Origin of the sequence: Pedobacter borealis DSM 19626 (assembly GCF_000708285.2) — a bacterium.
GTDB classification, from domain to species: Bacteria; Bacteroidota; Bacteroidia; order Sphingobacteriales; family Sphingobacteriaceae; genus Pedobacter; species Pedobacter borealis.
In genome coordinates this window covers 1-11954 of sequence record NZ_JAUG01000121.1, presented here as the reverse complement: position 1 = coordinate 11954, position 11954 = coordinate 1, and the positions used below count along the sequence as shown (strand labels likewise).

General features: G+C 38.9%; 11 protein-coding genes and 1 tRNA gene. 9 read left to right on the top strand and 3 right to left on the bottom strand.

Features of this window, described 5'->3' with window-relative positions; genetic code table 11:
• Nucleotides 1-166: 166 nt before the first annotated feature.
• Nucleotides 167-1333 carry an amidohydrolase family protein gene (locus AW17_RS21680; RefSeq protein WP_029280053.1) on the bottom strand — a complete coding sequence of 389 codons (1167 nt, stop codon included), beginning with the start codon at nt 1331-1333 and terminating at the stop codon, nt 167-169.
• A 127-nt stretch (nt 1334-1460) separates the two neighbouring features.
• Nucleotides 1461-1533 (bottom strand) — tRNA-Thr (locus tag AW17_RS21675).
• A gap of 378 nt (nt 1534-1911) precedes the next feature.
• Here AW17_RS21675 and AW17_RS21670 point away from each other — a divergent pair.
• The 4 genes from AW17_RS21670 to AW17_RS21655 all read left to right on the top strand — a co-directional run bounded on the left by AW17_RS21670 (nt 1912) and on the right by AW17_RS21655 (nt 4413).
• Nucleotides 1912-2226, top strand: coding sequence for a hypothetical protein (locus AW17_RS21670; protein WP_029280051.1), 315 nt, complete (start codon nt 1912-1914; stop codon nt 2224-2226).
• Between the two features lie 81 nt (nt 2227-2307).
• Complete coding sequence (locus AW17_RS21665) at nt 2308-2619, top strand: hypothetical protein (RefSeq protein WP_029280049.1); 312 nt, start codon at nt 2308-2310, stop codon at nt 2617-2619.
• Nucleotides 2620-2696: 77 nt separating this feature from the next.
• On the top strand, nt 2697-3011 hold the full coding sequence (locus tag AW17_RS21660; protein WP_029280046.1) for a hypothetical protein: 315 nt from the start codon (nt 2697-2699) through the stop codon (nt 3009-3011).
• Between the two features lie 70 nt (nt 3012-3081).
• A complete protein-coding gene (locus tag AW17_RS21655) occupies nt 3082-4413 on the top strand; it encodes a sigma-54-dependent transcriptional regulator (protein ID WP_029280044.1) in 1332 nt (443 codons plus the stop codon).
• On the opposite strand, the gene AW17_RS21650 is transcribed toward AW17_RS21655, so the two are convergent.
• Complete coding sequence (locus tag AW17_RS21650) at nt 4414-6891, bottom strand: ATP-binding protein (RefSeq protein ID WP_029280042.1); 2478 nt, start codon at nt 6889-6891, stop codon at nt 4414-4416. It abuts the gene before it with no gap.
• A gap of 140 nt (nt 6892-7031) precedes the next feature.
• Here AW17_RS21650 and AW17_RS21645 point away from each other — a divergent pair, with 140 nt between their 5' ends.
• From AW17_RS21645 to rlmN, 5 genes are all read left to right on the top strand, one after another.
• Entirely contained in the window at nt 7032-7721 is a 690-nt protein-coding gene (locus AW17_RS21645) for a helix-turn-helix transcriptional regulator (RefSeq protein ID WP_029280040.1), read from the top strand.
• A 134-nt stretch (nt 7722-7855) separates the two neighbouring features.
• The gene (locus AW17_RS21640) at nt 7856-8353 is read left to right on the top strand and encodes a DinB family protein (protein WP_029280038.1); all 498 of its coding nucleotides are present in this window, start codon (nt 7856-7858) and stop codon (nt 8351-8353) included.
• A gap of 119 nt (nt 8354-8472) precedes the next feature.
• Nucleotides 8473-8994: an NADPH-dependent FMN reductase gene (locus AW17_RS21635; protein WP_029280036.1), complete on the top strand. Its 522-nt coding sequence runs from the start codon at nt 8473-8475 to the stop codon at nt 8992-8994.
• A gap of 27 nt (nt 8995-9021) precedes the next feature.
• Nucleotides 9022-9993 carry a 23S rRNA pseudouridine(2604) synthase RluF gene (rluF, locus tag AW17_RS21630; RefSeq protein ID WP_029280034.1) on the top strand — a complete coding sequence of 324 codons (972 nt, stop codon included), beginning with the start codon at nt 9022-9024 and terminating at the stop codon, nt 9991-9993.
• A gap of 90 nt (nt 9994-10083) precedes the next feature.
• Nucleotides 10084-11139 (top strand): dual-specificity RNA methyltransferase RlmN, encoded by a 1056-nt coding sequence (gene rlmN / locus AW17_RS21625; RefSeq protein WP_029280032.1) that lies wholly within the window; start codon nt 10084-10086, stop codon nt 11137-11139.
• The last annotated feature ends 815 nt before the right edge of the window (nt 11140-11954 follow it).

Sequence of the window (11954 nt, the reverse complement as noted above, 5' to 3'; positions counted from 1 at the left end):
AAATTATATCTTATTTACGCCTAATCCCGCTTTATCGTCCTGCTGAATTTATTTCAGCATCTTTTTAGCGTGAAAGACCCTGAAATAAATTCAGGGTGACGACCGTCTTAACAGAAAACTTGATTAAAACGCCACAAAATGAGATTTAATAATCGAACTCAGGTTATTAAATCAACCGCTTTACCTGATCGCTTTCTATCTTAAAATCAGCCGATAGCTGGATTAGATTCAATCCTGGCTTTTTACCAACCTCTATTGTTCCAATTTGTTGATCAAGCTCCAAAAATTCGGCTCCATTTATAGTTGCCCAACTCAAAAGTTTTTCAAAAGTAACCTGCTTGTATTTCTGTAAGGTCATCATTTCTGATAGGACATTAAGTTGATGGTTACTTGCTAAACTATCTGTTCCTAAGGTAATCTTTACATTTTCTTCAATTAACAGAGCAACGTCTGGTAAAGCATTTTCGATATAGAAATTGGCCTGTGGGCAAAGGCACCAATATAAATTATTGTTGTTTTCTTTTGCAAAGGCGATATCAGCCTTACTCGAAACAGTGTTATGCACCAACAGAGTTTTCTGCTTCTTAATATAGGGTAGCCACGTTTGTAAAGATGTTTTTTTTGTTGGCTTGAAAAAAGAAATATCCAGGCCTAAAAATTGATATAAATCTAGAAATCCTCCCGATTTATTTTCGAAGAAAGCATTTTCATCTTCGGTTTCCTGATTGTGAACACTAATAAAGGCATTATCTTTTTCGGCCTCCACTTTTATCAATCCGAATAATTCAGGAGATACAGAATAGGGCGCATGTGGTACAATAGATGCAGGCAACGGTTCAAAGGCTTGTTTAATCGCCTTAGCGAAATCCATTATAGCGTGTGCTCGCTCAGGATTAAAACCCATGGCCTCTATAAAGGTGTGATAATATATTTTGCTATTTTCTTTTACCTCTTTTGATGAATTTTGGTTGGAAATGTCGCCAACAGCTACAATCCCGTTTTCGAACATTTTCTGATCAGCAGCATACATAGCCGCTTTAATCTCTGTTATATCAGCCTGCCTGCTTTTGATAATACTTTGTACAAATTCTACCAAACCCCTTTGCTCGGGAATTTGCCCAAGCATATGCGAGAGTTCTAAATGGCAATGGGTATTGATAAAACCCGGAACGATTGATCCTTTATGTTTTGTAATGGCTAAACCAAGACTTGCGGCCTCTTCCTGGGTTAACACTTCTTCAATTTCACCATCTGGATTTACGGCTACCACTCCGTTTTTAATCGGTGGTGATGAAACAGGAAATATCCAATCGGCTGAAAAGTATTTTAACATACCGCAAATTAGCGGAATAACCGGAGCAAATAAAATATTTTTCTACGCCAGGCCTATTCTGATAATGAAATGATTTTTGAAATTACGCTTCTAAAAGAAATTAAATTAGAAAACGGGAAAGAAAAAGAGCCTCCTATCGGAATCGAACCAATGACCTACTGATTACAAGTCAGTTGCTCTACCAGCTGAGCTAAGGAGGCTTTCAATCGGGCTGCAATGATAGAAAAAAATCTTCTTTTTTAAAAATTGAAAATTATTTTTTTCTGGCGTGCTGTCAGATGTTACCATCTGACAGCCTATTAACTCCAGTAGCAATTCCAGAATTTTTAAAATCCGTCAGATGGCAACATCTGACGGCACAAGAACGCTCTACAAGCAATCTGTATTTCCAATTATGAAAAAATAACGCCAAAACTTGTAGTCATTCACCCCAAAGTGTGGAGAAGCTCTACAACGCCAAAATCCTGGCACACACATAAACAACTAAAAAACAGTCAATTAAATAAAATCAGGGGTTTGGCATTATTATGAAACAATAGCAAGTATTGTTACACAAATTAAATTTTAAAATATATACTATGAAAAAGTTCGTTTTAGCAGCAACAGTATTAGCATTAGCAGGATTCTCAGCAGTACAGGCAAGTGAGGTAAAAGATTTTAAAACTACTGCAATTGTTGCAGTTCAAGATAGCGCAGTAAAAACTCCAGTTAAATTGGAAGAGCTTCCTGCTCCGGTAACAACAGCACTAAAATCTGATGCTTACAAAGGATGGACAGCAACTGAGGCTTTCTCTGTTAAAGAAGGTACTAAAGAGTATTTTTTAATCAACGTTAAAAAAGAAGCTGAAACCGGTTCGGTTAAAATCGACAAAGACGGTAAACCAGTTCAATAACTGAAACATAAGATTAACACTCCATAATTAACGAGTATTTAACGTAACGAGAGTTACAAACTATATTTAAAATAGAATATCATGAAAAAGATCATTTTAGCCGCTACTTTAGCATTCGCAGGTTTCACCGCAGTTCAAGCAAGTGAAGTTAATACAATTAAAAACGCTGCAATTGTTGCAGTTCAAGATAGTGCAGTAAAAACTCCGGTTAAACTGGAAGAGCTTCCTGCTCCAGTAACAACAGCATTAAAATCTGATGCTTACAAAGGATGGACAGCAACTGAGGCTTTCTCTGTTAAAGAAGGTACTAAAGAGTATTTTTTAATCAACGTTAAAAAAGAAGCAGAAACTGGTTCAGTTAAAATCGACAAAGACGGCAAACCAGTTCAATAATCTCAAATAAATACGCCGCATAGGCATAATCAATATAAGCGTGGCCTTCGGGCTACGCATAAACTAAAATATATACCATGAAAAAATTAATTTTATCAGCTGCGTTCTTGGCTTTTGCAGGATTCTCAGCAGTACAGGCAAGTGAAGTAAATACAATCAAAAATGCTGCAATTGTTGCAGTTCAAGATAGCGCAGTGAAAACTCCTGTTAAATTGGAAGAACTTCCTGAGCCAGTTACAACAGCGTTAAAATCTGATGCTTACAAAGGATGGACCGCTACTGAAGCTTTCTCTGTTAAAGAAGGAAAAAAGGAATACTATTTAATCAATCTTAAAAAAGAAGCAGAAACTGGTTCGGTTAAAATTGATAAAGACGGTAAGCCAGTACAATAAAAACCCAAATAATTACATCTACCTATTACAAGAAAGCCGGATTATGTCCGGCTTTTCTTATTTTTGTTACATGGCGAGAATCCTGATTTTAGAAGACGATACCACATTTGCCCAATTACTTGAAGGTTTTTTAACAAAAAACGGTCACGAAATTACCCTTGTAACCCAGGTAAAGCAATCTTTTAAGCAAGTTGAAAACAATGAATTCGACTTACTTTTAATCGATTACCGTCTTCCGGATGGGACAGGTCTTGAAGTGCTTAGCCACATCCGTGATCTGGGTCTATCCATACCTGCAATCATCATGACCAGTTTTAATGATGTTCGAACTGCGGTCAGATCTATCCAATTGGGTGCTTTTGATTATATTACCAAGCCGGTTAACCCAGATGAGTTACTAATGGTGATCAAAAATTCTTTAGCTAAAAAGGATTTAAAAAGTGTTGAACCAAAAGAAACAAACAGTGATTTTATAAAAGGGAAAAGTGCCGTTGCAGATAAACTGTATGAACACATCAGTTTGGTAGCCCCAACCGACATGTCAGTAATTATACAAGGCGAGAGCGGTACGGGAAAAGAATTTGCCGCCAGGACCCTACACCAGCAGAGCAAGCGTGCCGATAAACCTTTCGTTGCAATAGATTGCGGTGCATTATCGAAAGATTTAGCTGCCAGCGAATTATTCGGGCATGTAAAAGGTGCTTTTACAGGCGCTTTAAATGACAAAAAAGGTCAGTTTGAGGCCGCAAATGGCGGAACATTATTTTTAGATGAAGTGGGTAACCTAAGTTACGAAGTGCAGATTAAATTACTTAGGGCCTTACAAGAAAGGGTAATCCAGCCTTTGGGCAGTACCAAACAAATCCCGGTTAATGTTCGCATCATTACCGCTACCAATGATGATCTGTCTAATAGTATGCAACAGGGTGAGTTTAGAGAAGATTTATATCATCGTTTAAATGAGTTCAAAATCCAGCTTCCGCCATTGAGAGATAGAGGCGGAGATTTAGAACTGTTTATCAACCACTTTATACAGCTATCAAACCGCGATTTAGAACGGAATGTGAAAAGTATTTCTAATGAGGCAAAAACACTTTTGCTTAGTTACGATTGGCCAGGAAATTTGCGCGAGCTTAGCAATGTGATTAAACGTATGGTTTTATTAAGCCCAGGCGATGTTGCCCAGATTGGCGCATTACCTGATGAAATGATGATTTCTGTCCATCACCAGTCAGCTCCAGGTAATTCATCCGACCTTAAAGCGGTAAACGAACAGAATGAAAAAGCATTGATTACTGAAACGCTGATCAAAGTGAGACATAACAAATCAAAAGCCGCGAAGATTTTAAACATCGACCGTAAAACCCTTTACGCCAAGATGGAGCGTTACGGCATAGAATAATTATCCGGCATTGGCGTAGTTGATTTCCTCCATAAAGGCAATTAAGCTATCCAGTTTTCTGATCTGTAATAAAACTTCAGATTTAATATTGGTGGTTAGGCCTTTTTCGGCAATTTCTAATTCCAGGGTGCGGAATGCGTTTGCCAAAGTCTTCGAACCCATCTGCGCCGTTCGTCCTGCAAGGCGGTGAACCAGTAACCTGGCCTGATCTGGGTCATTATTGATTAAATGTTTTTTCAACGCTGCAGCGTCATCTATAGAATCCTGTTTAAAACGGTTCAATATTTTCTCCAGCATTTGCTGGTCGCCAAAGGTCATTTTCTCAATGGAAGAAAAATCGAATTCAGGCTGCTGGTTTAAAATTTCGGTTCTATCAAATATAGATAGGATATCAACGGCCCTAAAAGGTTTCATTATCAGTCCATCAAAGCCCTCGCTCAAAACCATTTCACGTTCTTCTGGTAAAACCTGTGCAGTGATGGCGTAAAATTTAATATGCGCCGGGAGTTTCTTCTTTAATAAATGACAAAGTTCGAATCCTGTCATTTCTGGCATGCGCATATCAACCAGCACATATTTTAAATCCGGCTCAGGTGCTGCGTGCAGGATATCTGCTACCTGGGTAAAGCTTCTAAACGGGATTTTGTTTTTCTGAAAAATCATTCCGCATAAATCTAAAATAAGTTTATCATCATCAATTACCCAAACCGTGCCTGGATTTACAATCGCATAATGTTCTAAATCTAGAGTATCGTTTACACGCTCGGTAGTATTTTCATATTTCATGTAAATATTAAACGTGGTACCAATGCCCGGTTTACTTTTCACATAAATTCTTCCTCCCTGTGTTTCGATCAAAGATTTAACAATAGGCAGTCCCAACCCCGTACCAGCCTGGTTGATAATATATTTTTCAGGAGATTCTATCTGCTCAAATTCATTAAAGATTTTGGGAATATCTTTTTCTTCAAAACCGATTCCGGTATCTTTTATCGTAAAATGGAAATGCAGATCGTCGCCTTGCTTTTTATACGATACAGAAAGTTTAATTTCACCTCTCAATGTAAATTTTACGGCGTTACCCAATAAGTTAAATAAAATCTGCTTTAGCCTAAAAGCATCGCCCTTTACAAATTCCAGATCGGCAAGATCAAGTGCTGTATTTAACTGAAGTGATTTCTGTTCTGCCAAAGGCCGCATTACCGAAACTACCTCATCTAAAGCTTTTTTGATGTTGAACACCTGGTTATTGAAACTAAATTCGCCCGAAATAATCCGGTTATAATCTAATACCTCGTTCACAATTTGAAGTAAGTGAATGGAAGATTGATAAATGGCATCCACATCTTTCTTATTCGGCACATCCTGCTGGGTAATCAGCTCGGCATAGCCTAAAATAGACTGCAGTGGCGTTCTGATCTCATGGCTCATGTTCGAGAGAAACCGTTGCTTAGCCTTACCATGGTATTCTGCCTCATCTTTGGCAAGCTCCAATGCCCTTCTGTACCTGTTGCTTTTTGTAATGTCAGCCAAAATTAAATACAGCAGAATAACCGTTAAGAGAAAAAAGATAATGATAATGGTTGTGATCTGCGTAATCCCATCATTAACCACTTCTTTAGCCTGAATACCATTTAAATCTACCTGGGCCACTGCCTCCCCCTCCACTTCTCTTAAAATCTGTAGCATCTGGGCGGTCAGGGCATTACTGGCATTTGACAGGTCTGCTTCGCGTTTTAAAAATTTCTGGCTTTTCTGGCGTTGCTCTAGTTCGATATTTTTCAAGGCACCCGTCATGCTCTTCATAATGCTATCTTCAGCTTTAGCATTCAGCGTATCGCGCTTTACCTTAAATTCCTCATTAATGATTTTATACACATCAGATTTCTTCTTACCAAACAGTTTACTCAAAAAACCCCTCGATTTCTGTTCTTCTTCAGGCGCCACTGTAGTGGTCGATGTAGTTGTCTCGGTGGTCAGTACTGCGCTATCTGTCTGCCTGGTACGTGTAGCAACCAGTTCGTTTAATTTCTGAACCTCATTAGAGAACGATTTGGTATTCACCAATGTTTCTCTCACCTTTAAGTAATTGATAAATTGTTTATCCCGGTCGGTTAACAGATTCTTGATCGACTTTATTCTGGCCAACTGGGCGGAATCGCCCTTGTACAATTTGCGTAAGGTATCTAAACTAGCCCTTAACTTACGCGACTCTTTAAGAAAACTATAGGTACCTTGTTTATTGAAAGCTTCATCCCTTTGTAACTGATCTAACCTGGCAATCTTATGTGAGAGATCATTTACGATCCTTAAGCGGTCGTTCGGAGCCGAAATTTCTTCAACAGTATCCAGCATCCGCGTAAAAGCAAATTTGCTGATGCCCCATGCCAATAGCAATGCAAAACAGGCAAATAGGAAACCTATAATTACTTTACTTTTTATTGCCCGGAAGAAGCGCTTTTGGATAATAGCAGCCATTTAATTCAGATTATGTATGATAAACCCTAATTATAACGGTTTAACCAATAGAATTGATATGTATTTATCTTTTACAAATAGCGTACCACAAGAAAAATTGATTAAAAAACTTTAATTTTAAATGCCTAAAAAAACAAACTATGAACCGTATCGACCGACTTTTCGGAATCTTAACCCTGCTTCAATCCAGAAAATACATTACCGCAGAAAAAATTGCGGAAAGGTTTGATATGAGCATACGTACGGTTTATCGCGATATTAAAGCATTAGGCGAACAAGGAATACCGGTAAGTTTTGAGCAGCATAAAGGCTATTATCTGGTTCAAGGTTATTTCCTGCCACCAGTTTCTTTTAATATGGACGAAGCCAATGCACTGCTATTGGTTGAAAGTTTGGTGAACGGATTTGCGGATAATTCCATCCGTGCCCATTACTCCACAGCACTGACAAAAGTAAAGGCGGTATTAAAATCGGGACAAAAGGAAAAGCTCGAAACTTTAAACCAGCATATTAAACTGCAGATTCCGGAAAGGTTAAGTTTTAACTTCGAATACCTATCACTTATTCAACACGCTATTGCCGAAAAACACCTGATCGAACTCGATTATAAAAACAATAAGGAGGAAGTGAGCAAAAGAGAAGTAGAGCCAATTGGATTGATTTTCTATGCTTTTAGCTGGCATTTAATTGCCTGGTGCCATTACCGGAATGAATACCGTGATTTTAACCTCACCCGGATTATCTGCCTTAAAAATCTAGGTATTCCTTTCAAAAAAACGCAGCACATGCCATTAAGTGAATACATGCACCTGCTTCCTGTAAATTATTAAAAAAATATTTTTCACACTGCCATAGGGTTGTCAGTGGGCTGTATTTTCTTTGTGTAACTAAACACCAAAATCATGAGTATACCGATTTACTACTAATGGATTTAAACACCGCAGAAAAAACAAAACAGAAAAATATGGACATTATTAAATTATTATTGAAAGAGTTAGAAGCCGAATTTAATACGACAAAAAAATTCCTGGCTATTGTACCTGTAGATAAATTTGACTGGGCACCACACGAAAAAAGCATGAAAATGAAATCGCTTGCGGTTCATATTGCTGATCTGCCGAGTTGGGTTTCACTGGCATTAACTACTGATGGACTGGATTTTGAAACAGCACCTTATGTAGAAAAACCTGTAGAAAGTGCCGATGACCTGGTTAAAATTCTAGAGGAAAATTATGCACTGGGAAAAGCAGAATTGAAAAAAGCCACTGAAGAAGACCTAAATGGCCGTTGGGTATTGAGCATGGGCAAACAGGTTTTGGCAGATTATTCTAAATACGAAACCATCCGCCATTCACTTAGCCAAACCACTCACCACAGGGCACAGTTAGGCGTTTACTTAAGATTGTTGGATATCCCAATCCCAGGAAGTTATGGTCCAAGTGCAGATGATCAAAACTTTTAGTTGTAAATATGTTTAGAATAGGCTGTCGAAACCTGGTGCGTTTCGATGGCCCGTTTTGAAATGACTTCGCGATTACCAGACTACCTTGATATTCCATTTACCCTTTGCTACTTTTAGCAATGAAAAAAATATTGGCAATTTCTGGAAGCACGAAAGCAATATCCACTAATGCACTTTACATAACTGCCACCTCCAGGCTTTTGGGCAGAGCGTTCGAGGTAATAAACTTTTCATCCATTGCGGTTATCCCACACTTCAACCCCGATTTAGACCAGGAAAATCCACCACAGATTATAGAAGAGCTTCGCTCAACCATCAAAAAGGCAGATGGAATCATCATCTCTACACCAGAATACGCAATGGGCTTACCGGGTTCGTTAAAAAACCTACTCGATTGGACGGTAAGCTCAGCATCATTTTCAGGGAAACCCGTTTTAGCACTTGTTGCTTCAACCCAGGGTGAGAAAGCCTATCAATCCATCATCGATATTTTAACAGTAATTGAAGCGAGGGTATCGCCCCAGCTTATCTCATTTGCAAAAGCGAAGATCAATAATGAGGGAGCGATTACCGATGAGGAAACCTTAATCGCACTCAAAAGCACCATCGATTCATTTGTTGCCAGTATGGAGAATGGATAACACGATTTATTTCCGTAAAATTGCAGTATGAACAATAACTCTGCAACCCGTTTAAATAAATTCATCAGTGAAAGTGGATTATGTTCACGCCGTGAAGCAGACCGTTATATTGAAAAAGGTACCGTTTTCATCAATGGAAAAAGGGCTAAAGTAGGCGATCAGGTTTTTGCAGGCGATAAAGTGATGGTAAATGGCCACAATATCGAACCTAAAGAAGAAAGTAATTTCATCCTTTTGGCTTTTAACAAACCTGTCGGCATTACCAGTACAACAGAAGGCAGCGTACGCGATAATATTGTTGATTACGTGAACCATAGCGAAAGAATATTTCCAATCGGCCGATTGGATAAAGATTCTTCAGGTTTGATCTTCCTGACCAATAACGGCGATATCGTTAACAAAATTTTAAGGGCAGGGAATAAACACGAAAAGGAATATGTGGTAACGGTAAACAAACCGATTACCGAAGATTTTATTTTCGAGATGAGCAATGGTGTTCCTATCTTGGGGGTAAACACGCGCAAATGTAAAGTTCGTCAGATCAGCACATTTGTATTCAATATTATCTTAATTCAGGGCTTAAACAGGCAGATCCGTAGAATGTGCGAGCATTTTGGTTATGAGGTTACCAAGCTCGAGCGTACCCGCATTATGAATATCAATCTAAAAGGTATTCCTACAGGAGAATTTAGAGAACTTACCGAAGACGAGATGAAAAGCATCACCAAAAGTGTTGAAAATTCATCATCCGAGGCCAAAATAAAACCTAAAAGCGCTAAGAAAAAAGCAAATGCATGGGAGGAAATCCCTGAACTTAGAGAAGAATGGCCAAAAAAGGCATTTAAACCAAAGCCGTCTGGCCCAAAGTCAACAGGAAAAAAGAGCGCAGGTCATTCCGGGGCAAAACCAACAGGTAAAAGCAATACGGGAAGCAGAAATTCCAGACCTGCCAAGGGTAAGGCTATCAGCAAGTCAAACCCAAGAGGCAGAGGAAGATAAAGCTAATTAATTGTAAAATTTGGCATCTTGCAGGCACCCTCAGCCTTCTATCTTTCTGCCTTACACCTTTTTTAAGTACCTTTGCAACAAATGGTAACAGCAAAAAAAACCGATATCCGTGCATTGGATCTACCTCAGTTGCAACAACATCTTGTAGCGATGCAACAACCTGCATTTAGGGCTAAGCAGATTTACCAATGGCTTTGGGAGAAATCGGCTACAAGTTTCGAGCAGATGAGCAATCTTTCTAAAGATCTTCGTAAGGCATTGGACGAAACTTTTGCCATTAATGCTGTTCAGGTTAACAATTCTCAGTTCAGTAACGACCATACCATTAAAAACACTTTCAGGTTAGCAGACGGTAATATTGTAGAGGGGGTTTTAATTCCTTTAGAAGACCGTATGACTGCTTGCGTAAGCTCTCAGGTAGGCTGCAGTTTAACCTGTAAGTTCTGTGCAACTGGCTACATGGACCGTAAGCGTAATTTAAACGCCGATGAGATTTATGACCAGGTGGTATTGATCGATAAGCAGGCTAAACAGAATTACAACAATCCCCTTACCAATATCGTGTATATGGGAATGGGAGAGCCGCTGTTAAATTATGCCAATGTATTGAAGTCAATTGAGCGTATCACTGCACCGGATGGCTTAAACATGAGTTATAAGCGTATTACCGTTTCTACTGCAGGTATTGCTAAAATGATCAAAAAATTGGGTGATGACGGTGCGAAATTTAATCTGGCACTTTCACTTCACGCTGCTGATGATAAAAAGCGTAATGAGATCATGCCGATCAATGAGGCCAACTCGTTAAAAGCATTAGCCGATGCGCTAAAATACTACTTCGCTAAAACTAAAAATCCGGTAACTTACGAATACATTGTTTTTAATCATTTTAACGATGAAATTTCGGATGCTATGGATTTAGCTAAATTCTGCAAACATATTCCTTGCAAGGTAAACCTGATCGAATATAACCCTATTTCTTTCGCCGATTTCACCAATGCGGAAGGCGATAAGATCGATGCTTTTTCCAATTATTTAAAAAGCCAGGGGATCAATACCAACATCCGCCGTAGCCGTGGTAAAGATATTGATGCTGCTTGCGGGCAGTTAGCGGTGAAAGAGGAAGCTAATGCTTAATCTCCTCATTTAAAATTCAATATTATTTGTTAAGCATAATCTAAAGATTAATTTTTTGATTATCAGGAGCGCAACAACAGTAAAAGGTAGGTTGGGTTCCGTCCTGCTGTCCGCTGCAATCCTTTTTGGAAACCCCTTGGGATAGACAATCTACCGCTGCCCAAAAGGGATTTCTGCTGCCATCAGGGCTATCTACCTGGGATGGAAGGTGTAAAACTCAGCGGAGATCAGTGTAATCTGCGGGAACAGAACCTTACCTCTTTTTAAACTCCTAAATGGCAGAAATAACCGCTTTTACAATTCCTTTCACCATTAAGGGATTAAGGGCATTAAGGAACATCCGGCCCCTTAACTTTTCTTCACTTCTTAATGGTGAAAAAATTAGCGGAGCATAATAGAATGGCTATAAACCCCTTTAATGGCAGAAATAACCGCTGTTACAATTCTCCTCACCATTAAGGGATTAAGGCATTAAGGAACATCCGGCCCCTTAACTTTTATTCACTTCTTAATGGTGCAAAAACTAGCGGAGCATAATAGAATGGCTATAAACCCCTTTAATGGCAGAAATAACCGCTGTTACAATTCCTTTCACCATTAAAGGCTTAAGGACATAAGGAACATCCGGCATCAGGCCCTTTAACTTTTCTTCACTTCTTGATGGTGAAAAAATTAGCGGAGCATAATAGAATGGCTATAAACCCCTTTAATGGCAGAAATAACCGCTGTTACAATTCTCCTCACCATTAAGGGATTAAGGGCATTAAGGAACATCCGGCCTCTTAACTTTTCTTCACTTCTTAATGGTGCAAAAA